At 63.1% G+C, this 22215-nt stretch carries 23 protein-coding genes and 1 other RNA gene; 10 read left to right on the top strand and 14 right to left on the bottom strand.

Annotated elements, in window-relative coordinates; genetic code table 11:
• The first annotated feature begins 60 nt into the window (after positions 1–60).
• An RNA gene (gene rnpB, locus J2W46_RS08940) (RNase P RNA component class A) lies at positions 61–474 on the top strand.
• 110 nt (positions 475–584) lie between these two features.
• On the opposite strand, the gene J2W46_RS08935 is transcribed toward rnpB, so the two are convergent.
• Positions 585–1007, bottom strand: coding sequence for an OsmC family protein (locus J2W46_RS08935; protein WP_025602559.1), 423 nt, complete (start codon positions 1005–1007; stop codon positions 585–587).
• A 625-nt stretch (positions 1008–1632) separates the two neighbouring features.
• Between J2W46_RS08935 and rplM the strand changes: the two genes are divergently transcribed.
• From rplM to erpA, 3 genes are all read left to right on the top strand, one after another.
• The gene (gene rplM / locus J2W46_RS08930) at positions 1633–2061 is read left to right on the top strand and encodes a 50S ribosomal protein L13 (protein ID WP_020069304.1); all 429 of its coding nucleotides are present in this window, start codon (positions 1633–1635) and stop codon (positions 2059–2061) included.
• Between the two features lie 11 nt (positions 2062–2072).
• Positions 2073–2465, top strand: a complete 393-nt coding sequence (rpsI, locus tag J2W46_RS08925) for a 30S ribosomal protein S9 (RefSeq protein ID WP_007180423.1) — start codon at positions 2073–2075, stop codon at positions 2463–2465.
• 265 nt (positions 2466–2730) lie between these two features.
• The gene (gene erpA, locus J2W46_RS08920) at positions 2731–3096 is read left to right on the top strand and encodes an iron-sulfur cluster insertion protein ErpA (RefSeq protein WP_007180424.1); all 366 of its coding nucleotides are present in this window, start codon (positions 2731–2733) and stop codon (positions 3094–3096) included.
• A 124-nt stretch (positions 3097–3220) separates the two neighbouring features.
• Here erpA and J2W46_RS08915 read toward each other — a convergent pair whose 3' ends face one another.
• The gene (locus J2W46_RS08915; protein WP_310353105.1) at positions 3221–4351 is read right to left on the bottom strand and encodes an anhydro-N-acetylmuramic acid kinase; all 1131 of its coding nucleotides are present in this window, start codon (positions 4349–4351) and stop codon (positions 3221–3223) included.
• 227 nt (positions 4352–4578) lie between these two features.
• On the opposite strand from J2W46_RS08915, the gene tyrS reads away from it, so the two are divergent.
• The 3 genes from tyrS to J2W46_RS08900 all read left to right on the top strand — a co-directional run bounded on the left by tyrS (position 4579) and on the right by J2W46_RS08900 (position 7069).
• Positions 4579–5829 (top strand): tyrosine--tRNA ligase, encoded by a 1251-nt coding sequence (gene tyrS / locus J2W46_RS08910; protein ID WP_087752490.1) that lies wholly within the window; start codon positions 4579–4581, stop codon positions 5827–5829.
• A 43-nt stretch (positions 5830–5872) separates the two neighbouring features.
• Positions 5873–6331 (top strand): D-aminoacyl-tRNA deacylase, encoded by a 459-nt coding sequence (gene dtd, locus J2W46_RS08905; RefSeq protein ID WP_310352903.1) that lies wholly within the window; start codon positions 5873–5875, stop codon positions 6329–6331.
• 66 nt (positions 6332–6397) lie between these two features.
• Positions 6398–7069, top strand: a complete 672-nt coding sequence (locus J2W46_RS08900; RefSeq protein ID WP_310352900.1) for a histidine phosphatase family protein — start codon at positions 6398–6400, stop codon at positions 7067–7069.
• Positions 7070–7265: 196 nt separating this feature from the next.
• Here the strand turns inward: J2W46_RS08900 and ruvB are convergent, their stop codons facing one another.
• The 3 genes from ruvB to ruvC form a co-directional block, all read right to left on the bottom strand.
• A complete protein-coding gene (gene ruvB, locus J2W46_RS08895) occupies positions 7266–8330 on the bottom strand; it encodes a Holliday junction branch migration DNA helicase RuvB (protein WP_020069299.1) in 1065 nt (354 codons plus the stop codon).
• Positions 8331–8463: 133 nt separating this feature from the next.
• Positions 8464–9045, bottom strand: a complete 582-nt coding sequence (gene ruvA / locus J2W46_RS08890; RefSeq protein WP_020069298.1) for a Holliday junction branch migration protein RuvA — start codon at positions 9043–9045, stop codon at positions 8464–8466.
• Between the two features lie 105 nt (positions 9046–9150).
• On the bottom strand, positions 9151–9693 hold the full coding sequence (gene ruvC / locus J2W46_RS08885; RefSeq protein ID WP_020069297.1) for a crossover junction endodeoxyribonuclease RuvC: 543 nt from the start codon (positions 9691–9693) through the stop codon (positions 9151–9153).
• Positions 9694–9821: 128 nt separating this feature from the next.
• Here ruvC and J2W46_RS08880 point away from each other — a divergent pair, with 128 nt between their 5' ends.
• Positions 9822–10061 carry a hypothetical protein gene (locus tag J2W46_RS08880; RefSeq protein ID WP_087752493.1) on the top strand — a complete coding sequence of 80 codons (240 nt, stop codon included), beginning with the start codon at positions 9822–9824 and terminating at the stop codon, positions 10059–10061.
• Positions 10062–10181: 120 nt separating this feature from the next.
• Here the strand turns inward: J2W46_RS08880 and purH are convergent, their stop codons facing one another.
• From purH to J2W46_RS08855, 5 genes are all read right to left on the bottom strand, one after another.
• Positions 10182–11747, bottom strand: coding sequence for a bifunctional phosphoribosylaminoimidazolecarboxamide formyltransferase/IMP cyclohydrolase (gene purH, locus J2W46_RS08875; RefSeq protein ID WP_204522425.1), 1566 nt, complete (start codon positions 11745–11747; stop codon positions 10182–10184).
• 56 nt (positions 11748–11803) lie between these two features.
• On the bottom strand, positions 11804–12037 hold the full coding sequence (locus J2W46_RS08870) for a Fis family transcriptional regulator (protein WP_020069294.1): 234 nt from the start codon (positions 12035–12037) through the stop codon (positions 11804–11806).
• On the bottom strand, positions 12034–13110 hold the full coding sequence (gene dusB / locus J2W46_RS08865; RefSeq protein WP_020069293.1) for a tRNA dihydrouridine synthase DusB: 1077 nt from the start codon (positions 13108–13110) through the stop codon (positions 12034–12036). The genes J2W46_RS08870 and dusB overlap by 4 nt, the downstream gene beginning before the upstream one ends.
• Before the next feature lie 253 nt (positions 13111–13363).
• A complete protein-coding gene (locus J2W46_RS08860) occupies positions 13364–14734 on the bottom strand; it encodes a UbiH/UbiF/VisC/COQ6 family ubiquinone biosynthesis hydroxylase (RefSeq protein ID WP_310352896.1) in 1371 nt (456 codons plus the stop codon).
• Positions 14735–14753: 19 nt separating this feature from the next.
• Positions 14754–16145 (bottom strand): aminopeptidase P N-terminal domain-containing protein, encoded by a 1392-nt coding sequence (locus J2W46_RS08855; protein ID WP_027804836.1) that lies wholly within the window; start codon positions 16143–16145, stop codon positions 14754–14756.
• Between the two features lie 218 nt (positions 16146–16363).
• Here J2W46_RS08855 and J2W46_RS08850 point away from each other — a divergent pair, with 218 nt between their 5' ends.
• Positions 16364–16984, top strand: a complete 621-nt coding sequence (locus tag J2W46_RS08850) for a glutathione S-transferase C-terminal domain-containing protein (protein WP_087752497.1) — start codon at positions 16364–16366, stop codon at positions 16982–16984.
• Positions 16985–17242: 258 nt separating this feature from the next.
• Positions 17243–18001 carry a metalloprotease LoiP gene (loiP, locus tag J2W46_RS08845; RefSeq protein ID WP_310353103.1) on the top strand — a complete coding sequence of 253 codons (759 nt, stop codon included), beginning with the start codon at positions 17243–17245 and terminating at the stop codon, positions 17999–18001.
• A 63-nt stretch (positions 18002–18064) separates the two neighbouring features.
• On the opposite strand, the gene lnt is transcribed toward loiP, so the two are convergent.
• The 4 genes from lnt to ybeY all read right to left on the bottom strand — a co-directional run bounded on the left by lnt (position 18065) and on the right by ybeY (position 22212).
• Positions 18065–19783 (bottom strand): apolipoprotein N-acyltransferase, encoded by a 1719-nt coding sequence (gene lnt / locus J2W46_RS08840; RefSeq protein WP_310352892.1) that lies wholly within the window; start codon positions 19781–19783, stop codon positions 18065–18067.
• Positions 19784–19893: 110 nt separating this feature from the next.
• Positions 19894–20787, bottom strand: coding sequence for an HlyC/CorC family transporter (locus J2W46_RS08835; RefSeq protein WP_020069287.1), 894 nt, complete (start codon positions 20785–20787; stop codon positions 19894–19896).
• Between the two features lie 230 nt (positions 20788–21017).
• On the bottom strand, positions 21018–21731 hold the full coding sequence (locus tag J2W46_RS08830) for a gamma-glutamylcyclotransferase (RefSeq protein ID WP_310352890.1): 714 nt from the start codon (positions 21729–21731) through the stop codon (positions 21018–21020).
• A gap of 19 nt (positions 21732–21750) precedes the next feature.
• The gene (gene ybeY, locus J2W46_RS08825; protein WP_310352887.1) at positions 21751–22212 is read right to left on the bottom strand and encodes an rRNA maturation RNase YbeY; all 462 of its coding nucleotides are present in this window, start codon (positions 22210–22212) and stop codon (positions 21751–21753) included.
• Positions 22213–22215: the final 3 nt, after the last annotated feature.

Genomic DNA, 22215 nt, shown 5'->3' with positions numbered 1-22215 from the left:
TACGACGACAAGTCTGTATTCCGCTCCGGGCGGCGCGCAGATGTTAAAATTGGCGCCAGCAAAGCAGGCCAGGCAGTCGCGGCCTCAGCGGCTTCGGCCAAAGAGGGCGAGGAAAGTCCGGACTCCACAGGGCAGGGTGATGGCTAACGGCCATCCGTGGCGACACGCGGAACAGGGCAACAGAAAGCAAACCGCCGATGGCCCGGCGCAAGTCGGGATCAGGTAAGGGTGAAACGGTGCGGTAAGAGCGCACCGCGGCTGCTGCAAGGCAGACCGGCACGGTAACCTCCACCCGGAGCAATTCCAAGTAGGCAGGCGCGCATCTTCGAGATGCAGGACGGGGCCCCCGTCTCGTCTGCGGGTAGGAAGCTTGAGCGTGTCAGTAATGACTCGCCTAGAGGAATGGCTGCCACGCGCGTCGCGTCTTCGGACGTTGCGCGTGCACAGAATCCGGCTTATCGGCCTGCTTTGCCACCTCATAAAAAATGCCGGCGTCTTTTCAGAACGCCGGCATTTTCGTTTCTCCGTGCGGGGTTTCGGTCAGGACCGCCCGCGCGGCTCGTGCTTTCGCCGTGACACTGCGCTCAGTTCGCCACGATATCGAACGAGTGCGTGAGTTCGGCCGTCTTCGCGATCATGATCGACGCCGAGCAGTATTTGTCGTGCGACAGGTTGATCGCGCGCTCCACGGTAGCCGGGTTCAGATTCTTGCCGGTCACGGTGAAGTGGAAGTGGATCTTCGTGAACACTTTCGGATCTTCGCTGGCGCGCTCGGCCTTTAGCGTCACCGAGCAGCCCGCGATTTCCTGGCGGCTTTTTTTCAGGATCATCACGACGTCGTAGGCGGTGCAACCGCCCGTGCCGAGCAGAACCATTTCCATCGGACGCGGTGCGAGATTGCGGCCACCGCCCTCGGGCGCGCCGTCCATCGCAACCAGGTGGCCGCTGCCCGTCTCAGCAGCAAACGCCATCCCGTCTTGCCCCATCCAGCTCACTTTGCATTCCATGCTGTACTCCACCGCGCATCGCTATATCGAGACGGCATTGTAGCCCGGCGATCCAGCGTCTGCCCGAGGCGACTCGCGAGCCAAATATGCGAATTGACGTCTGACTTGTTGCAGCGCGGCATGTTGGGACGGGGTTAGGCAGATTGCCCCGCGTTTAGGGGATTTACTCTAGTAGCGCTGGCTTGCACCCCTCAACTGCGTATGCCTTGTCGCTGTAGCTACTTGGGCGGACGCTTCTTTCGCCATCCATAACCCGCATTATGAAATGCAATTTCACATTGCAAATGTTCTTGCGTTGCACAAGCTTGCTTCATATAATTGCTCCATCGGTTGCGGCAGTTCGCAACCTCCGCTGTCTCCTCCACCTCCTCCTTTGGTGGATTAAACCCGAACCGCTCGTTCGGGTTTTTTTTCGCCCGCGTTCTCACGCGCTCCAAGGCCCACGAGGCACATTCGGTACCAAGTCCAGCACGTTTTGACTTGACGTCGCAAATTCCTTTATAATTCAGGGCTTTTCCGCATTCGCGCCCGCGGAGGAAGAACAGGGAGAGCCTGCACGCGCCTCGATGCGCACACTACAAGCAGGAAAAAACACATTGGGCGCAGCAATTTTTTTGGATCGATCATGAAGACGTTTTCCGCAAAAGCCCATGAGGTGACGCGCGAATGGTACGTGATTGACGCGACGGATAAGGTTCTCGGGCGTGTCGCCAGCGAAGTGGCACACCGTCTTCGCGGCAAGCACAAGCCTGAATTCACTCCGCACGTCGACACCGGTGATTTCATCATCGTTATCAACGCCGGCAAGCTGAAGGTCACGGGCAACAAGGCTACTGACAAGAAGTACTATCGCCACTCGGGCTACCCGGGCGGTATCTATGAAACGACGTTCGGCAAGATGCAAGAACGCTTCCCGGGCCGTGCGCTCGAGAAAGCGGTCAAAGGCATGCTGCCGAAGGGCCCGCTCGGCTACGCGATGATCAAGAAGCTGAAGGTCTACGCTGAAGCAACGCATCCGCATTCGGCGCAACAGCCGAAAGCGCTCGAGATCTAAGGGGAGCCCACATGATCGGTAACTGGAATTACGGCACGGGCCGCCGCAAGAGCGCCGTCGCACGCGTGTTCATCAAGGCAGGCAAGGGCGAGATCATTGTGAACGGCAAGCCTATCGCCGATTACTTCTCGCGCGAAACGTCGCTGATGATCGTTCGTCAACCGCTGGAACTCACGAACCACGGCGTCACGTTCGACATCAAGGTCAATGTGAACGGTGGCGGTGAAACGGGTCAAGCCGGTGCAGTTCGCCACGGCATCACCCGCGCGCTGATGGACTACGACGCAACGCTGAAGCCGGAACTGTCGAAGGCTGGCTTCGTTACGCGTGACGCTCGTGAAGTCGAACGTAAGAAGGTCGGCTTCCACAAGGCACGTCGCAGGAAGCAATTCTCGAAGCGTTAATCGCTTCGGGTGCGCGCCGGCTCCAGGGCCGGAACGCAGCAAAAGCCGCCAACGCTGTCGCGAAGGCGGCTTTTTTTATGATTAAGGCCTCGCTTGGGGCAACGGCTCGGTCGCCGCTCCGCCCGCATCGGCGCCGATGCAGGCAGACTGCGCGCAACGGCAGTGTCGATCGAAGCGACTGTAAGAACCCATTGATTTTGTGGGCTTCGGCACGATATTGAGATCAGCCCTACAATAGCGGTTAGAAGCTTTTTGGAGAGTTCGAATGAACGCAGTCACCGACACACCCGTGACCGAGATGCCCGCCCCCTTCGTCTTTACCGACGCAGCGGCTGACAAGGTCAAGCAACTGATCGAAGAAGAAGGCAATGCGGACCTGAAACTGCGCGTTTTCGTGCAGGGCGGCGGCTGTTCCGGCTTCCAGTACGGCTTTACGTTCGACGAAGCCGTCAACGAAGACGACACCGTCATGAACAAGAGCGGCGTGCAATTGTTGATCGACTCGATGAGCTACCAGTATCTGGTCGGCGCTGAGATCGACTACAAGGACGACATCAACGGCGCGCAGTTCGTGATCAAGAACCCGAACGCGACCACGACGTGCGGTTGCGGTTCGTCGTTCTCGGTCTGACAACGGAAAGACATAGCGTTGGAAAGCAACGGGGCTTCGCGCCCCGTTTTTTATTGCCTGCGCAAGCCGACGCGACGCGCTCCCGCGCGACCTCTGCAACCGCGCTCGCTCAAAGTCCACCGCGTCAACGCGGGTAAATTGCTCCCAACACGCGTTCCGCGCTCGCGCCGGTAACAGCCGGCAAACTTCCCGGCAGGCGCGCGACACAGCGCATCGCGAGCCACGCAAAGGCCAGCGGCTCGACCTGGCTCGGCGGCACGCCGAGGGCGTCGGTCGTCATTACGGGAACGCCGCTTACGCCGCTGTCTTCCAGTGCCTGCTGCAGCGCCTTCAAAATCTCCGGATTGCGCGCACCGCCGCCGCACACGTAAACCGCTCGCGCGTCCGGCGCGTGCCGCTCGATCTCGCGCGCGACTGTCACAGCGGTCAACGCGACCAGCGTCGCTTGCACGTCGGCCGGCGCGAGTCCGCCAAACGGGCGCAGTTTGGCGTCGAGCCACTCGGCGTTGAACAGGTCGCGACCGGTACTCTTGGGCGGCTGTTGTGCAAAAAACGGCTCGTCGAGCAGCGCGTTCAGCAGTGACCGGTCCACCTGGCCGCTTGCCGCGAACTGACCGTTTTCGTCGAATGGCTTGCCGAGATGGCGCTGCGCCCATTCGTCGAGAAGCGCGTTTGCCGGCCCGCAATCGAAGCCCCGCACGCTGCCGGTCGCATTCAGAATCGTGATGTTGCTGATGCCGCCAAGATTGCACACCACGCGCGTCTCGTCTTTCGCGCCAAAGATGGTCGCATGAAACGCCGGCACGAGCGGCGCGCCCTGGCCGCCAGCGGCCACGTCCCTGCTGCGGAAGTCGGCGACCACGTCGATATGCATCATCTCGGCGAGCAGCGCCGGGTTGTTGATCTGCCGCGTGTAGCCTTTCTCCGGCCTGTGCCGCACCGTCTGCCCATGCACGCCGATCGCGCGCACTTCGGCGGCGGAAACGTGGCAACCGCGCAAGAGTTCGTGACAACACACGGTATAGCGCGTGGCGAGCGCATTGGCGGCCAGCGCTTCCCGTTCGATCTCGTTTTCGCCCGGCTGCTGCAGCGCGAACAACGCGTCGCGCAAGCCAGCCGCAAAGCCGACGAACGCCTCGGCCAGCACCACGGGCGGTTTCCCTTGCGCGAACCGGACAGCCACGCCGTCCACACCGTCCATGCTGGTGCCGGACATCAATCCAAAGTAGACGCCGTCTGCGGGGTCTTGCGCCACGTTGCTGCTCCTGATCATGGTTCGTTGCTCTTTCATTGCCGCTGCTTTGCGAAGGTTTTAGCAGATTATCGATGCAAGCGCGCTCGAATATAAAGCGCGTCCCGGGCGAACGGACCTACTGCGACGTCCAACCCGCACCGCCAGAACGCGCTCTCACCCCTGCCGGTGGGCGCGGCGGCGCGCATCTATGGGACAATCTACCTTTTCCGCGACTTCCCGTTTCCAGCATGAGCACCGAGTCCACCAAGCCTAACGCCGCCCCCGCCTTCCCGATCACCGACGAAGTCCGTCACGCGCTCGCCGTCACTAAGCGAGGCGTCGACGAATTGCTGATCGAAGAAGAATTCGCGCAAAAGCTCGCGAAGAGCGCGGCGACCGGCACGCCGCTGCGTATCAAGCTCGGGCTCGATCCGACCGCGCCGGACATCCATATCGGCCACACGGTCGTCCTGAACAAGATGCGGCAGTTGCAGGATCTCGGTCACACGGTCATTTTCCTAATTGGCGACTTCACGTCGCTCATCGGCGACCCGTCGGGCCGCAATGCCACGCGCCCGCCGCTCACGCGCGAGCAGATCGAATCGAACGCGAAAACCTATTTCGAGCAGGCCGCGCTGGTGCTCGACCGCGAGAAGACCGAGATCCGCTACAACAGCGAGTGGTCGATGCCGCTCGGCGCCGACGGCATGATCAAACTCGCGTCGCGCTACACGGTCGCGCGAATTCTCGAGCGTGAAGATTTCACCAAGCGTTTTCAGAGCGGCGTGCCGATTTCTATCCACGAATTCCTGTATCCGCTGATGCAGGGTTATGACTCGGTCGCGCTGAATGCTGACCTGGAACTCGGCGGCACCGATCAGAAGTTCAACCTGCTGGTCGGTCGCGAACTGCAGAAGCAGTACGGCCAGGAGCAGCAGTGCATTTTGACGATGCCGCTGCTCGAAGGCCTCGACGGTGTCGAGAAGATGTCGAAGTCGAAGAACAATTACATTGGCATCAGCGAAAAGCCGACAGAGATGTTCGGCAAGCTGATGAGCATTTCCGACGTGCTGATGTGGCGTTACTTCGAATTGCTCTCGTTCCGTCCAATGGACGAAATCGCAGGCTTCAAGAAAGAGATCGAGGCCGGCCGCAATCCGCGCGATTTCAAGGTCATGCTGGGCCAGGAAATCGTCGCGCGCTTTCACTCGCAGGCCGATGCCGAACGCGCGCTGGAAGACTTCAACCACCGCGCGAAGGGCGGCGTGCCGGACGATATCCCGGCGGTGACGCTGGCAGGCGCACCGCTAGCCATCGGCCAATTGCTCAAGCAGGCCAACCTCGTGCCGTCGACGAGCGAAGCGTTGCGCAACATCGAGCAGGGCGGTGTGAAGATCGACGGCGCGACTGTGTCGGACAAGGGCTTGAAGGTCGAGTCGGGCGAGTACGTCGTGCAGGTCGGCAAGCGCCGCTTTGCGCGCGTCACGCTGACTGCGTAAATGTGCGCGCAATGAACCGACCTTCGCAGCCGGAGCCGGCCCGATGATCGCGCTGATCCAGCGCGTGCTGCGCGCCGAAGTGCGTGTCGCCGACCGCGTGACGGGCGCGATCGACGCCGGCCTGCTCGCGCTCGTGTGCGCGGAGCGCGGCGACACCGAGGCGGCGGCCGACCGGCTGCTCGCCAAAGTGCTCGGCTACCGCGTGTTTAGCGACGCCGCAGGCAAGATGAACCTTTCTGTGCAGAATCTGGACGGCGCCGGCCGCGCCGGAGGTCTGCTGCTGGTTTCGCAGTTCACGCTGGCCGCGGACACCAACAGCGGCTTGCGTCCGAGCTTCACGCCGGCCGCGCCGCCAGACGAGGGCAAGCGCCTGTTCGACTACTTTGTTGCGGCGGCGCGCGCAAAGCATCCTATCGTCGAGACCGGCGAATTCGGCGCCGAGATGCAGGTGTCGCTCGTCAACGACGGGCCGCTCACGTTCTGGCTGCAGACCAACGCCTGAGTTTCGCGCAGTTCTTGCAACCGCAGCGGTTCGGCACAACCGGCCAACAGCGCCCAACTGGATCCCATGACCACGCAGATTCTGTTTATCCGGCACGGCGAGACCGACTGGAACCGCATCAAACGCATTCAAGGGCACATCGACATTCCGCTCGCGGCGGTAGGACTTGCGCAGGCGCAAAGCCTTGCACGCCGCATCGCCGATGAAGTGAAGCACGGCGCGCGGCTCGATGCGATCTATTCGAGCGACTTGCAGCGCGCGCGGCAAACCGCGCAACCCTTCGCGGACGCGCTAGGTTTGCCGGTGCATTTGCGCGAAGGTTTGCGCGAGCGCTCATACGGCGCGTTCCAGGGTCACGACAGCGATGAAATCGCCGCGCGTTTCCCGGACGAATACGCACACTGGCAGACCCGCGACCCCGGCTTTACGCCACCCGGAGGCGAGTCGCAGCGCGCGTTCTACCACCGCGTGTTGCACGCGATCGAACCGCTCGTCGCCGCGCATCCGGGTGGGCGAATTGCTTGCGTCGCGCACGGTGGCGTGCTCGATTGTGTGCGTCGCTTCGCATGCGGTTTACCGCTCGATGCGCCGCGTGACTACGCGCTGCTGAACACTAGTGTGAATGTGGTGGACTTCGACAACGGCCGTGCGACGGTGGTGTCGTGGGGCGACATCTCGCATCTCGACGCGCCTGGCGCCGACGATAGCTTGAAGAAGGGTCCGGAACCGGGGCATTGATCGCTCGCGCCGCGTCGCGTCAACTCGTGTCATGCCGTTGAGCGAATATCCGAGGCCGCGCGCCGCAGTAGCCCGCCGACGCGCGCGCTCAAACACGCCGTTCATTCCGTTAATCTGATTACTTGCCGCGACGACCCGCACGCGCGCCAGGTTGCTCAACCGGCCCAGGAATAGCCGCTCGCGCCAAGATCCGGCTTCAGGTCGCAGCCGAGTCCCACAGCCCAGGCAACGTGCTGGACGCGTCCGGCGCAGCGAGCCCGAAGTGCCGGTAAGTCAGCAGCGTGGCCACACGGCCGCGCGGCGTGCGTTGCAGGAAGCCTTGCTGGATCAGATACGGCTCGAGCACGTCTTCAATAGTGTCGCGTTCTTCGCCAATCGCCGCTGCAAGGTTGTCGACGCCGACCGGTCCGCCGTCGAACTTGTGCAAAATCGCTTCCAGCAGCTTGCGGTCCATCAGGTCGAAGCCGACCGCGTCGACGTCGAGCATTCTGAGCGCCGCGTCGGCGACTTGAGCGGTGATGTTTCCGTCGGCTTTAACCTCGGCGAAATCGCGCACGCGGCGCAGCAGCCGGTTGGCGATACGCGGCGTGCCGCGCGCGCGTTTGGCGATTTCGAACGCGCCGTCAGGATGAATCTGCGCATTCAGCAGCGAAGCCGAACGCGTAACGATGCGCGCGAGTTCCTCGGCGTTATAAAACTCCAGCCGTGCAACGATGCCGAAGCGATCGCGCAACGGATTGGTCAACATGCCCGCGCGGGTGGTCGCACCGACCAGCGTGAACGGCTGCAAGTCCAGCTTGACGCTGCGCGCGGCCGGCCCTTCGCCGATCATGATGTCGATCTGGTAATCCTCCAACGCGGGGTACAGAATTTCCTCGACGACCGGCGAAAGCCGGTGAATTTCGTCGATGAACAACACGTCGTTGGCTTCGAGGTTGGTCAGCAGCGCGGCCAGGTCGCCGGCACGCTCCAGCACCGGCCCGGAGGTTTGCCGCAGATTCACGCCCATTTCCCGCGCGATGATGTGCGCGAGCGTGGTTTTGCCCAAGCCCGGCGGCCCAAACAGCAACACGTGGTCGAGCGATTCGGAGCGGCGCTTGGCTGCCTCAATGAAGATTTCCAGCTGACCGCGCACTTTTTCCTGCCCGACATATTCTTCGAGCTGGCGCGGTCGCAACGCTCGTTCGAACGCTTCTTCGTTCGGCGAGACGGGCGTGGCCGCGATGATGCGCTCGGCGGCGAGTTTGTCGGTTTCGATCATGTGGTCATTGTACCGCGCGAGGACGGTCGGGAAACCCGGCCGAATGGCCGATGCGCGTCGACCCGACAGACGACCTCACATCACGCGGGCGTCATTGCCCGAGCACGGCGAGGCCGCCGCCAGGGCGTCAGCTTCAGGCCTTGGACAATGCCTTGAGCGCGAGCTTGATCCCTTCCGAAACGCCGGTGCCGGCCGGCACGTTCTTGATTGCCGCCAACGCTTCTTTCTCCGAGTAGCCCAATGCGAGCAGCGCGTTGAGAATGTCGGACGCGTGATCCGATGCCGACGCCGCGCCGGCCATCGCGCCGAGGTCCGCGCCAAGCTTGCCCTTCAGTTCGAGCAGCAGTCGCTCTGCCGTTTTCTTGCCGATGCCCGGTACGCGCGTGAGGCGCGCGGCGTCCTGCAGCGTGACGGTTTGCGAAAGCTCGTGCACGCTCATGCCGGACAGCACGGCTAGCGCCATGCGCGCGCCGATGCCCGAGATTTTCAACAACTCGCGGAAAGTGGAGCGTTCCTCCGTCGTGCCGAAGCCGTAGAGCAGATGCGCGTCTTCTCGCACGATCATTTGCGTGAGCAGCACCACGCGTTCGCCGGTGGACGGCAAGTTGTAGAACGTGCTCATGGGCACATCGACTTCGTAACCGACACCGTTGCAGTCGACGAGCAGATGCGGCGGGTTTTTTTCCAGCAGAACGCCGGCAATGCGACCGATCATGGCGAATTCAGAATCGAGAGAAAGGGCGAGTGTAGCGCAGGGCGTGTGCGGCGCTTAAGGCCAGTCATTGCATCAAGCGAAAAAATGACGGGCGCCGCGGCAACATCAGCCAACCAGACGCCCACGCCGCACGCGCAGTCCTTTCTTTGCAAGCGATGGCGCGATGCCACCGAGCGTGCTCAATGTCGTGCCGCCGTGCGCATGACAAATGGCCATGCCGAGCGCGTCGGCGGCGTCGGTGCTCGGCACGCCCGAAAGATTGAGCAGGCGCACGACCATCTGCTGCATCTGCTCCTTGGTCGCGCGGCCGTAACCGACTACCGCCTGCTTCAACTGCAGGGCAGTGTATTCGGCGACCGGCACGCCGCCCGCCACGAGTCCGCAGATGGCCGCGCCGCGCGCCTGGCCCAGCAGCAACGTAGATTGCGGATTGACGTTGACGAACACCTTTTCGATCGCCGATTGATCCGGCGAGTGCTGGCGAATCAGCGTCGAGATACCCTCGAAGATGGTGCCGAGCCGCGACGGCAAGTCGGCGTCCGCGGTCTTGATGATGCCGCTCGCGACATAGCTCAGTGTGTGACCGCTTTGATCGATCACGCCGAAGCCGGTCACGCGCAAGCCGGGGTCGATGCCGAGAATTCTCATGAAGTGCCGCAGATGCGGTTAAAACCAGGTGCCTGCGATACTACAACACACACGCCGCGCGGCGGTCCGCATGTGGCGGGGCAGGCGGAATAAAAACTGCTGCCGTGGACACAGGGAGGCGATCGCACATGCAGCGCTATGGGAACAGGAGCGGAAAATCGGGCGTCGTGGCTTACGAAATCGGCGATAACTTCGTTGCCGCTCGCTTCAACTCGGGCACGACCTACTGGTATTCGAAACAGAGCGTCGGCGCGAAACATGTTGCTGCGCTCAAGCGCCTCGCGAAGCAAGGCGAGGGCCTTGGCACCTACATCAGCCAGCACCCGGACGTGAGGGACGGCTACGAGCGCAAGGATCCCCCGGACTAACGACTCAGTCGGCGTTGCGCGGGCGTCCAAAACAAAACGGCCCGGCGGAAAATTCCACCGGGCCGTTCTATCGTCGCCTACTGCGGATGTTGCAATGACACGCCGCTCGTCAGACCTGAATCAATGCCGGAAATGACGCACGCCGGTCAACACCATTGCGATGTTGTGCTCGTCAGCGGCGCTCACCACCTCGTCGTCGCGCATCGAGCCGCCCGGCTGGATCACGCAGGTCGCGCCCGCTGCCACGACCACGTCGAGGCCGTCGCGGAACGGGAAGAACGCGTCCGACGCGACCGCCGAGCCGCTCAGCTTCAAACCGGCGTTCTGCGCCTTGATGCTCGCGATGCGCGCCGAGTCCACGCGGCTCATCTGGCCGGCGCCGACGCCGAGCGTCATGCCGTTGCCGCAGAACACGATTGCGTTCGACTTCACGTACTTCGCCACGCGCCATGCGAACAGCAGGTCGTCCATTTCCTTCGGCGTCGGATGACGCTTCGTGACCACGCGCAACTCGCGCGGCTGCACGTTCTTCGAATCGAGTGATTGAACCAGCAGGCCGCCGCCCACGCGCTTCAGATCGAACGCGTTATGGCCTTCGCCCAGTGCGATTTCAAGCAAGCGCACATTCTGCTTCGCCGCGAAAACCTGGCGCGCTTCGGCACTGAACGACGGCGCGATCAGCACTTCGACGAACTGCTTGGCCACCGCTTGCGCCGCCGCTTCATCCACTTCGCGATTGAACGCGATGATGCCGCCGAACGCCGACGTCGGATCGGTCTGGAATGCCTTCGAATAGGCTTCGTTCGCGTCCGCGCCGACCGCCACGCCGCACGGGTTCGCGTGCTTGACGATCACGCAGGCCGGCACGTCGAAGGTCTTCACGCATTCCCACGCCGCGTCGGAGTCGGCGATGTTGTTGTACGAGAGTTCCTTGCCTTGCAACTGGTTGTAGTTCGCGAGCGCGCCGGCCGGCACCGACAGATCGCGATAGAACGCGGCGCTCTGATGCGGGTTTTCGCCGTAGCGCAAATCCTGCACCTTGTCGAAGGCGAGGTTGAAGGTCGCCGGATAAGCGTTGCGAGACGCGTGCTGCAGTTCGTCGGTGAGACTCGTCAGATAGTTCGTGATCGCGCCGTCGTACTGCGCGGTGTGTGCGAACACCTTGGTCGCGAGACGGAAGTTCGTCTTGTACGACACCGCGTTGCTGTTCGTGCGCATTTCCTCGAGCACGACCGCGTAATCAGCCGGATCGACCACCACGGTCACGTCACGATGATTCTTCGCAGCGGAGCGCAGCATGGTCGGGCCGCCGATGTCGATGTTCTCGATCGCGTCTTCCAGCGAGCACTCTTCTTTCGACACCGTCTGCACGAACGGGTACAGGTTCACAACCAGCAGGTCGATGGTCGGAATGTCGTGCTTCTCGAGCGCTGCCATGTGTTCCGGCAGGTCGCGGCGCGCGAGAATGCCGCCGTGCACCTTCGGATGCAGCGTCTTCACGCGCCCGTCGAGCATTTCCGGGAAGCCCGTGTAGTCGGCGACTTCAGTGACGGAGAGGCCGGCGTCCGCGAGCAGTTTCGCGGTGCCGCCGGTCGACAGGATCTTGACACCGAGGTCCGACAGCGACTTGGCGAAGTCGACGATGCCGGACTTGTCGGAAACGGAGATGAGCGCTTGCTTGATCATGATGAAGACGAAAAGCCGAAGGGAAACGTGGCAGGGCGCGAGAAAACTACTTCGAGCTACAACAAACCGTGCTGTTGCAGCTTCTTGCGCAGCGTATTGCGGTTGATGCCGAGATACTCGGCGGCCAGCGACTGATTGCCGCCGGCCTGCTCGAGCACCACTTCGAGCAGGGGTTTTTCAACGCACGAAATCACCATGTCGTACACGTCGTGCGGATTCGAGCCGTCGAGATCCTGGAAGTACACGCCCAGGCTGTCGCGGACAGATTGTTCGATATTATTCTTGCTCATGCTGCTAGTCGGTCTGTGTGGTCCTCGCCCTTGTTGTCGGGCCCGGAGTTGCCGACGGTTTCGTCGACGTAGACGAGGCGGTCGGAGATCGCCTTCTGTGCGTCGAAAAACTCGTTGACGGCGAGGAGTTGTTCGCGCGTGGTGTCCAGCGTATTCATGCGATGCCGGAACACGTTGGCGCCGGAAAGGCCGCGAGTGTACCAGCCGATGTGCTTGCGCGCAGTGCGAACGCCGGTAAATTCCCCGTAGAACTCGTAGTGATCTTCCAGGTGTTCGTTCATGACCTGCTGGATTTCGTCGATGCGCGGCGGCGGCAACAACGCGCCCGTCTGCAGGAAATGTTCGATCTCGCGGAACAGCCACGGGCGCCCCTGCGCCGCGCGGCCGATCATGATGGCGTCCGCTCCCGTGACGGCAAGCACGTGGCGCGCTTTTTCCGGCGACGTTATGTCGCCGTTGGCGACCACCGGAATGCGCACCGCCGCTTTGACTGCGGCGATGGTCTCGTATTCGGCGTCGCCGTGATACAGGTCGGCGCGGGTGCGGCCGTGCACAGTCAGCATCGAAATGCCGGCGTTTTCCGCAAGGCGCGCGACGTTCAGTGCATTCCTGTTCTCGCGATCCCAGCCGGTGCGGATTTTCAGCGTGACCGGTACCGCGTCGGGACCGACGCCCACTGCGCTCACCACCGCCTCGACAATGCGCTGCACGAGCGGCTCGTTCTGCAACAGGGCCGAACCGGCCGCCACATTGCAAACCTTTTTGGCCGGACAGCCCATATTGATGTCGATGATCTGCGCGCCGTTCGCCACGTTGTAGCGGGCCGCTTCGGCCATCATGGCGGGATCGGCACCGGCGATCTGTACGGCGATCGGCTCGACCTCGCCCGCGTGATTCGCGCGGCGCATGGTCTTCTCGCTTTTCCACAACTGCGCGTTCGACGCGACCATTTCGGACACGGCATAGCCCGCGCCCAGCCGTTTGCACAACTGCCGGAACGGACGGTCGGTCACGCCGGCCATGGGCGCGACGAACAGGTTATTGCGTAAATTGTGCGAGCCGAGAGTGGGCATGACATGGACGCGCCAGCGACCGATTGCACGGTGTTGTCAATCGGAGCGTTCGCGAAATGCGAGGGAAAACCGCTATTTTAGCGTTAACGGATAGCCCGCACCGGACCTGCGAGTGCTGTAACCCATTAAATCTTCTATGAAAGTCGTCGGCGTCATAGAGTTCTGACTGCTCGCTGAACCTGGTTCGGGCGGCGCAGACGCGACGAAAGCGGAGCCGCGCGAGCCGCGCATAAACCGGCACGCGCGCCTATGCTCAGCGGCGCTGCCCGAACATCATCTGACGCGCGAGCGCGGTTTTCACGGGAGGCACGAATTCGAGCGCGGTCAGCGCGAGGCCGCGCATGATCGCGAGCGGCGCGAAGTCGACGGTGAAAAGACGCGCGAGCGTGTCGGTCGCACCAATCGTCATACGGCGGTCGAGCGCGCGGCGCTGCGCGAACGTCGCGAGCGCGAGCGGCGTGGGACCTTCCGCCGACAACGCGTCGGCGAGCGCATGCGCGTCGCGCAAGCCGAGATTGAGCCCTTGACCCGCTACCGGATGCAGCGTTTGCGCTGCGTTGCCGATTGCGACAGCACGACCCTTGACGAGCGTATCGACGGCATTCAGGCCGAGCGGGAACGACGCGCGCCCCTTGATGTGCGTGAAGCGTCCCATGCGACCGCCGAACGCGTTGCCGAGTTCGTGCAGGAAATCGTCGTCGGAGAGTTGCGCGCGACGCGCGGCTTCGTCCGGCGAGCAGCACCACACGAGCGCGTAGTCCGCGCCACGCACGCCGCCCATCGGCAGCAACGCGATCGGACCTTCCGGCGTGAAGCGTTCCCACGCGACATGCGGCTGCGGCGCCGACACGGTCACCGTGCCGACCAGCGCTGTTTGCCCGTAGTCGCGCGTGCTCTGCGTGCCCTGTTTGTCCGAGCGTTTGCCGGCATGCTCGCCCGCGTCGTTCGGCGCCGATGTGCGCGTGTGCGCTTTTGGGTCGCGCCCGTCGTCTGCTTCGGTGTCATTCTCGGTGCTTGCGCCGACCGCCGCGGCTGCGCGCCTCTTCGCGCCGCCGTGCCCGCTTTTCTGGTCGCCGAACAGGCCGCCTTCCGCATTCACAAGAATCCGTGTGCGCAGGCGGCGCGTGACGCCGGCGGTTTCGATCGGCAGCGTGACGCCGTCGTCTTCCTGAATGGGCGCGGCGGCGGAGGTCGAGCGGAACCAGTGCACGGGCGTCGCGTGCACGGCTTCGGCGAGGCCATGCACGATCGAGCCATAGCGCAGCACGTAACCGAGCGCCGGCAGGCCGTGCTCAGCGTGGTCGATCAGCGTGCGCCCGAAACGACCGCGCTGCGATACGTGGATGCGTTGGATCGCGGTGGCGTCGGCGGGCCAGCGCAACGGCTCCAGGATCATGCGGCTGCCGTGCGAGACGGCGATCGCGCGCGGATCGGCAATCGAATCTTCGGGCTCGCGGGCGTCCACGAGGCCGACTTTGAGCGCGCGCGTCGCGCTGCGGCGGGCTAGCCAACCGGCCAGCGCGAGCCCCACCGGCCCGGCGCCCACGATCGTCACGTCGAAATCGAATGCCTGATCGAGTGCGGCGGGCCTCAGGATCACCGTGGACGGAGAGACATCGTTCATTGCGGGTTACTTCCTTGTTTCAAGAGCCGCGGGCGTCGCGCATCAGCGCTTCGATCTCGTCGGCGGCGACCGGCACGTCGCGCGTCATCAGTTCGCAGCCTGCGGGCGTGACGATCGCATCGTCCTCTATGCGAATGCCGATGTTCCAGTAGCGCTCGGGCACGCCTTCAGCCGGGCGGATATACAAGCCGGGCTCGATGGTCAGCGTCATGGAAGCCTGCAACGTGCGCCAGGGCAACGCGCCGGTTTCGTCGCGCGGCGCGCCGCGCTCACGGTAGTCGCCGACATCGTGCACGTCCATGCCGAGCCAGTGGCCGGTACGGTGCATATAGAACGGCGCGTAGGCGCGTTCGGCGATCAGGTCGTCGACAGAAGCGAACTTGTTGCGCTCGACAATGCCCGTGTCCAGCAAGCCTTGCGACAGCACGCGCACGGCGGCCTGATGCGGATCGTCGAAGCTGGCGCCGACGCGCGTCGCGTCGACAGCCGCCTGCTGCGCGGCGAGCACGATGTCGTAAAGCTCGCGCTGCGCCGGCGTGAAGCGGCCGCTTGCCGGGAACGTTCGCGTGATGTCGGATGCGTAGCCGTCCAGTTCGCAGGCCGCGTCGATCAGGATGAGGTCTCCATCCTGCGCAATCGCGCTGCCGGCCGGATAGTGCAGCACGCAAGCATTGGCGCCGGCCGCGACGATCGACGTATAGGCGGGCGCCTGCGCACCGAATTTGCGAAACGTGTAGAGCAGCTCCGCCTCGAGTTCGTACTCGCGCACGCCGGGGCGGCACGCCGCCATCGCCCGGCGGTGCGCCTGCGCGGAGATCTGTCCGGCGCGGCGCATGATCGCCAGTTCGTGGTCGTCCTTGATGAGCCGCATATCGTCGAGCAGCGGCACGAGATCGCGCGCGGCCATGGGCGCCGCGACGCCGCTGCGGCCTTGAGCGCGCACGGCCTCGAGCCAGCTGCGCACCTGGCCGTCGAGTTTCTCCGACGTGCCCAGCGCGTAGTGCAGCGACGGCTTGTCCGCGAGCAGCCTCGGCATGTGCGCGTCGATTTCGCCGAACGGAAACGCGGCGTCGAATCCGAAGGCTACCCGCGCGCCGTCGGGCCCGAAACGGAAGCCTTCCCACGTTTCGCGCTCGATATTTTTCTCGCGGCAGAACAGGATGGACGCGGGCTCGCCGGTTGCGGCGCTTGCGTCGAGCACGAGCAGCGCTTCGGGCTCGGTGAAGCCGGTCAGATAGTAGAAGTAGCTGTCGTGCCGGTACGGATAATCCGCATCGCGGTTACGCAGCGCTTCGGGCGCGGTCGGCACGATGGCGACGCCGCCGCCCGCCGCGCGCAGCGCGGCGAGTACGCGCTCGCGGCGTGTACGGTAGACGTCGATGGCAATGGTGGGTTCGGTCGGCTGGTTCATCGTGCGATTGTAGCGCCCAATGCACGGAGTGATTTCGTGCCGATGCCGACGCCGAACGACCGGCGCGTTGGCCGTTCGGCCGGCTAGACGGCGCCCGGGCGGCGCGGCAATGTTGCAATCCATCCACAGCGAACGTGCATGCGGCTCGCAGAGAGCGCACGGGCCGCTCGCGCAACGCGCCAAGCACTTATACTTTCGCCGGATTCAGAAAAAGGCAGATGGCAATGATGAAACTCATCGGTTCGCTCGCCAGCCCGTTCGTGCGCAAAGCGCGCATCGTGCTGGCCGACAAGAAGATCGACTACGAGCTGGTGCCCGAGAACGTCTGGGCGCCGGATACCCGCATCCACACCTTCAATCCGCTCGGCAAAGTCCCGTGCCTCGTGATGGAAGACGGCGAAGCAGTGTTCGACTCACGCGTGATCTGCGAGTACGTGGACACGCTGTCGCCGGTCGGCAAGCTGATTCCGCAAGCGGGGCGCGAGCGCATCGAGGTGCGTTGCTGGGAAGCGCTCGCCGACGGCCTGCTCGACGCCGCCGTGCTGATCCGCCTTGAAAGCACGCAGCGCACGCCGGAGCAGCGGGTCGACGCGTGGGTGGCGCGGCAGCAACGCAAGATCGACGAATCGCTCGTCGCCATGTCTCAGGGCCTGGGCAGCAAGCCGTGGTGTGCGGGCAATCACTACACGCTCGCCGATATCGCCGTGGGTTGCGCGTTGGGCTATCTCGACTTCCGCATGCCGGAGCTGAACTGGCGCGAGTCGCACCCGAATCTCGACAAGCATTTTCAGAAGCTTTCGTTGCGTCCGTCGTTTATTGATACTGTGCCGGTTAACTGACTGATCCGATAAAGCACGGTGCCCGCGATTACAGCAAGTTTGCAAAATTGCGTTAATCAGTCTTTCAAAGTCATGAATTAATGCTTTCGTTTGTGGTAAAAAAGCGCCTCCCGTCAGGCGCTTTTTTTCGTCTGCCGCGTGGGGCAATGGTTCTGCGGTTATTTATTCGGCATGTTTCAGCGTCGAAAGCGGCCATTGCGAATGGGCGACGCGTTATGTGCGTCGTCAAAACGAATACACCACAAAGAGACTTTCATGATGAAATCGTATCGCTTCGTTATTGCCGCTTCTGCCTGCTCGCTGTTTGCCGCGTGCTCCAATGTGAGCAGCCTCGATCCGTCGGCGCTGGTTCAATCCGGTCAGCTGGTCACGCAAGCGGCTACGCTTTCCGACGCCGACGTGCGCACGCTGACCGACAAATCGTGCGCGCAACTCGACAGCGAAAACACGATCGCGCCCGCTAATAGCAAATACCAGAAACGTCTAAACAAGATTGCCGCGCAATTGGGCGACAACATCAACGGCACGCCGGTGAATTACAAGGTGTACATGACGAAGGACGTCAACGCGTGGGCAATGGCTAACGGTTGCGTACGGGTGTACAGCGGTCTGATGGACATGATGAACGACAACGAGGTGCGCGGCGTGGTCGGCCATGAAATGGGCCACGTGGCGCTCGGCCATACGAAGAAGGCAATGCAGGTTGCGTATGCGACATCCGCGGCGCGTTCGGTTGCTTCTTCGGCGGGTGGCGTTGCGGGTGCGCTATCCGGTTCGCAACTGGGCGATTTCTCGGAGAAGCTGATTAACGCGCAATTCTCGCAAACTCAGGAAAGTGCCGCCGACGACTATTCGTTCGATTTGCAGAAAAAGAAAAATCTCGATCCGTCGGGCCTTGTCACGGCGTTCAACAAACTCGCGCAAATAGACGGTGGAAAATCGAGTATGTTGAGTTCGCACCCGGCGTCGCCTGCACGCGCGCAGCATATCCAGCAGCGTATTGCTTCGAATCAGTAACGCTTGCGTGGTTCACCAAACGCGCGCTTGCGGCCATGCCGCAGCGCGCGTTTTTTTTATTGCTTACGCCTCACCGTTCCCGGATTTACCGTTTTTCCGGAAAGTCCTGCCCGGTCCGAAAGCAAAGCCGAATGCGAGCAGGAATAACGAAACGGCGAGTACCGTGTTATTGCCGCTCGTCACATAGGGCGTACGGCCGGCCGTGCCTTGCACGGTGACGTCGAGAGAACCGATCGTGTAGGGCGTGAGCCGTCCGAGCACTTTACCGTTGGCGTCGATCGCGGCCGTCATGCCCGTGTTGGTCGCACGCAGCATCGGGCGGCCGGTTTCGAGCGAGCGCATGCGCGCTATCTGCAAGTGCTGGTCGAGCGCGATGGTGTCGCCGAACCACGCGAGATTGGTCGAGTTGACCAGCACGCCTGCCGGCGTATCGCTTTCGCGGATGGTTCGCGCAATTTCTTCGCCGAAAATGTCTTCGTAGCAAATGTCGACTGCGACCGGCTGGTTGTGCACGATGAACGGCTTTTGCACCGGACCGCCGCGCGCGAAGTCGCCAAGCGGAATGCTCATCAGGTTGACGAACCAGCGAAAGCCCCACGGCACGAACTCGCCGAACGGTACCAGGTGATGCTTGTCGTAGCGGTAAATGTCACGTGTGCCGGGCGTCACACCAAACAGGCTGTTCGTGTAGTCGACCACGCGGCCTTCGGGCGTGACGGAGCCGCCGATTGCGCCAAACAGGATCGCGCTGCCGGTGGAGTCCGAAAAGCTGCGCACCGCCGACGCGAACGGCGGCGGCAACTGCTGCGCCAGCACGGGAATGGCCGTCTCCGGCGTGACGATCAGATCGGCGGGCTTGGAGGTGATCATCTGCTGATACTGGTCGATGGCGGCGCGCATGCCCGCTTCCTCGAACTTCATTTCCTGTTTGACGTCGCCTTGCAGGAGGCGCACGGTCAACGGCGCGTTGGCGGGAACAGTCCACTTGGCGAGCGGCAGCAGCAGGCCTGCCGCGATCAGCGCCAGCGCGACGCCGGCCGGCGCGGCGATCCGCGCGTTGCCGCCGCGGGTATCCTCGCCGCCGGACGCAGCCTCGCGAGCCTCGCGGCGACGGCGCAGCAGAGCAACGACCGCCTGCACGATCAACGCCGCTGCAAGCGCGAGCACCCAACCGACGCCATACACGCCCGCGAGCGGCGCAAATCCAGCGAACGGGCCGTCGACTTGCGCGTAGCCGCTAGCGAGCCACGGAAAACCGGTGAACACCGTGCCACGCAACCATTCGCCGATCGCCCATGCGCTGGCGAACGCGAGCGCTCCATGCCATGTCGGCGAGAACGGCGTATCGGTACTCGACGAGCCGTTGCGGGCATGACCGGCGCAGAACGACCAGATGCCCGCGGCCAAAGCAGGATACAGCGCGAGATAAAGCGAAAACAGCACGAGCGCCGTGCCGGCAAGCGGCGCTGGCATGCCGCCGAAAAAATGCATGCTGACGTATAACCACCAGACGCCGCTCACAAAGTTGCCGAAGCCAAACGCGCCGCCTGTCAGGGCCGCACTTTTCCAGCCCGTGGTACGCGTCAGCCAGCCGAAGAAAAACACGAAGATGAGAAGTTCGAGCCAGCCGCCATGCGGCGTGGGTGCGAACGACAGCGTGTTCGCCGCGCCGGCCGCCAGCGCGACGAGATAATGCCAGCGAGGAAGCGTGCGCGCTCGCGTGGGTCTGGCGGCAGAAGCGCTCGTGCCGTGACGGGAGCGGGAAGTAATCGGGTCGGCCATTGTTGCGCGGTCGGCGTGAGGAGTGGCAAATTGAAAAGTCAGGCCGCGGAGCCGGCGGGTGGGCATCGGCGGCTGGGCATCGCGGCTTGAAGCGGGAGCAGCCGGGCCGCTCAGGTCTGCACGTGCTGCGCTTCGCGCTCGCGCTGACCGGCAAGCGGGTCGCGCCGCACGAGCAGCATGTGAACCTGGCGGGCGTCGCCGCGCAGAATCTCGAAAATGAGATCGTCGATGCGAACCTTCTCGCCGCGATGCGGGACGCGCCCGAAGTGATGCGTGACGAGTCCGCCGATCGTATCGACTTCTTCGTCCGAGTAGTGTGTGCCGAATGCCTCGTTGAACTGCTCGATTTCGGTCAGTGCCCGCACACGGAAGCGTCCGTCCGGCGAGGCGATGATGTTGCCGCTTTCTTCGTCGAAATCGTATTCGTCTTCAATATCGCCGACGATCTGTTCCAGCACGTCCTCGATGGTGATGAGACCGGCTACGCCGCCGTATTCGTCGACCACTACCGCGAGGTGATTGCGATTCACCCGGAAATCGTGCAGCAACACATTCAGCCGCTTCGATTCGGGGATAAAGACGGCGGGGCGCAACATGCCGCGCACATCGAACTCTTCTTCCGCGTAGTAACGCAGCAGGTCTTTTGCCAGCAGCACGCCGATGATGTTGTCGCGATTGCCCTCATAGACCGGATAGCGCGAATGCGCTTTTTCCAGCACGTAAGGGATGAATTCGGCGGGATTGTCCGCGATGTTGATCGCGTCCATTTGCGCGCGCGGCACCATGATGTCGCGTGCACTGAGTTCGGTGACCTGGAATACGCCTTCGATCATCGACAGCGAGTCGGCGTCGATCAGGTTGCGCTCGTGCGCATCCTGCAGAATTTCCAGAAGTTCGGCGCGCGAGTCGGGCTCGGGCGAGATGAAATCGGTAAGACGCTCGAGCAGCGAGCGTTTTTCCTGCGGTTTGTCGGTGTGGCGTCGACTGGGATACGTGTCGTTCATGGTAGTGCGCCCGGCAAGACTGGGCGCGCTGTTGCAGAGCATTAAGGATACACCAGGCACATGGCAGGACCGTGTCCCGCCGCACCTGGCGATGAATGAAACCGGGCTGACACCGTTGCGCCGCAAGGCGCGGGCCATGGGTCAATCCTAACTGATTACCGGATGGAAAGCGTTTCGAAACAAAAAACGGCGCGGCGCCCAACTAGCGCTTTCTGACGCTTTGTCGAGCCTCACTTACCCGCTTGCGGCTGCCTGCGCACCTCAGCGCCTGCGGAAGCGGGCTCGTCATTGCCGGCCTGACAACGCTGGAGTAGCGCTTCCAGCGCCCGGTCCGGCATGCCGCTTTCGCGCAGCGCGTGAACCGTGCGGCTCACGTAGTCGAGTGTCGTGCCGTAGCGGCCGCGTGCGCAGCCGAACACGGTTTTGACAATTTCGTCGCCCAGCTTGCCCGTGTAACTCGGCACGTCGCGGCGCATCACGAACGCAAGTGCGTCGACGCGCCGGCCGTCGGCGAGCACGCACGGCAGCCATGCCGGCCGGTACGAGCCCATCGCCATCTCGCGGCGCCAGAGCGCTTCCAAATGCGGCATGGCGCCTTGCGCCGCGAGACGAAACGCAATGCCCGTGCAGGAGCCGCCGCGATCGAGCGCGAGCACGAGGCCCGGCTGTTCCGGCGTGCCACGATTCACGCGCGACCAGAGATACAGGCCCCGGTGATAACCGCGCACCTTCGAGCGCGTGGCTTCGACGGTGGGCAGACCGGGATTCCAGATCAGCGAGCCATAGCCGAAAAGCCATAAGTCGCTCTGTCGGTCCCAATCGCGCAGCGTGCATTCGAGCGACGCGCGCAGCTCCTCGTCCGTCAGCAGCCGCGACTCGCCGAGCGCGGGAGGATAGTCCGGGCAGGGCGTTCGGGCGTCGGCGTCAGGGGAGAGTGAGCTCACGGTTCGGTCCGGGCGACGGTTAGCGATAAGGGTCGGGAAAGCCGAGCTTGCCGAGAATCTCGGTTTCGATCGCTTCCATTTCCTCGGCTTCTTCCTCGACTTCGTGGTCGTAGCCTTGAGCGTGAAGCGTGCCGTGCACGAGCAGATGCGCGTAGTGCGCAAGGAGCGGTTTGCCCTGCTCGGCGGCTTCTTTCTCGACGACGGGGCAGCAGAGGATCAGATCGCCCGTCACCGGATCGTCTGCCGACTCCGCGTACGCGAAAGTCAGCACGTTGGTCGAATAATCCTTGCCGCGATACGTGCGGTTCAACGTCCGGCCTTCTTCCGCGTCGACGAAACGCACGGTCAACTCGCCGTCCGCGAAAAGCGCGGCCTTGACCCAGCTGGCCACGGTGGCGCGAGGCAGCAGCGCCTTGTGCTCGGGCCACGCCTTGGCCGCGGGGAATTGCAGGTTGAGCATCAGTTTAGGGGCGCGGCTCATGCT

Origin of the sequence: Paraburkholderia strydomiana (assembly GCF_031456815.1) — a bacterium.
In the GTDB taxonomy this organism is placed as follows: Bacteria; Pseudomonadota; Gammaproteobacteria; order Burkholderiales; family Burkholderiaceae; genus Paraburkholderia; species Paraburkholderia caledonica.
Note: the sequence above shows the minus strand (reverse complement) of the source record. Positions and strands in the feature narration are given on the sequence as shown.

Excerpts from the sequence above, each read along its gene's own strand:
- J2W46_RS08900 (WP_310352900.1), top strand. The coding sequence starts at position 6,398 with ATGACCACGCAGATTCTGTTTATCCGGCACGGCGAGACCGACTGGAAC.
- J2W46_RS08935 (WP_025602559.1), bottom strand. The coding sequence starts at position 1,007 with ATGGAATGCAAAGTGAGCTGGATGGGGCAAGACGGGATGGCGTTTGCT.
- rplM (WP_020069304.1), top strand. The coding sequence starts at position 1,633 with ATGAAGACGTTTTCCGCAAAAGCCCATGAGGTGACGCGCGAATGGTAC.
- purH (WP_204522425.1), bottom strand. The coding sequence starts at position 11,747 with ATGATCAAGCAAGCGCTCATCTCCGTTTCCGACAAGTCCGGCATCGTC.
- J2W46_RS08860 (WP_310352896.1), bottom strand. The coding sequence starts at position 14,734 with ATGAACGATGTCTCTCCGTCCACGGTGATCCTGAGGCCCGCCGCACTC.
- loiP (WP_310353103.1), top strand. The coding sequence starts at position 17,243 with ATGAAATCGTATCGCTTCGTTATTGCCGCTTCTGCCTGCTCGCTGTTT.
- ruvB (WP_020069299.1), bottom strand. The coding sequence starts at position 8,330 with ATGATCGAAACCGACAAACTCGCCGCCGAGCGCATCATCGCGGCCACG.
- ruvC (WP_020069297.1), bottom strand. The coding sequence starts at position 9,693 with ATGAGAATTCTCGGCATCGACCCCGGCTTGCGCGTGACCGGCTTCGGC.
- J2W46_RS08870 (WP_020069294.1), bottom strand. The coding sequence starts at position 12,037 with ATGAGCAAGAATAATATCGAACAATCTGTCCGCGACAGCCTGGGCGTG.
- ruvA (WP_020069298.1), bottom strand. The coding sequence starts at position 9,045 with ATGATCGGTCGCATTGCCGGCGTTCTGCTGGAAAAAAACCCGCCGCAT.
- lnt (WP_310352892.1), bottom strand. The coding sequence starts at position 19,783 with ATGGCCGACCCGATTACTTCCCGCTCCCGTCACGGCACGAGCGCTTCT.
- rpsI (WP_007180423.1), top strand. The coding sequence starts at position 2,073 with ATGATCGGTAACTGGAATTACGGCACGGGCCGCCGCAAGAGCGCCGTC.
- J2W46_RS08880 (WP_087752493.1), top strand. The coding sequence starts at position 9,822 with ATGCAGCGCTATGGGAACAGGAGCGGAAAATCGGGCGTCGTGGCTTAC.
- J2W46_RS08855 (WP_027804836.1), bottom strand. The coding sequence starts at position 16,145 with ATGAACCAGCCGACCGAACCCACCATTGCCATCGACGTCTACCGTACA.
- J2W46_RS08850 (WP_087752497.1), top strand. The coding sequence starts at position 16,364 with ATGGCAATGATGAAACTCATCGGTTCGCTCGCCAGCCCGTTCGTGCGC.
- tyrS (WP_087752490.1), top strand. The coding sequence starts at position 4,579 with ATGAGCACCGAGTCCACCAAGCCTAACGCCGCCCCCGCCTTCCCGATC.
- ybeY (WP_310352887.1), bottom strand. The coding sequence starts at position 22,212 with ATGAGCCGCGCCCCTAAACTGATGCTCAACCTGCAATTCCCCGCGGCC.
- dusB (WP_020069293.1), bottom strand. The coding sequence starts at position 13,110 with ATGCCCACTCTCGGCTCGCACAATTTACGCAATAACCTGTTCGTCGCG.
- J2W46_RS08835 (WP_020069287.1), bottom strand. The coding sequence starts at position 20,787 with ATGAACGACACGTATCCCAGTCGACGCCACACCGACAAACCGCAGGAA.
- dtd (WP_310352903.1), top strand. The coding sequence starts at position 5,873 with ATGATCGCGCTGATCCAGCGCGTGCTGCGCGCCGAAGTGCGTGTCGCC.
- erpA (WP_007180424.1), top strand. The coding sequence starts at position 2,731 with ATGAACGCAGTCACCGACACACCCGTGACCGAGATGCCCGCCCCCTTC.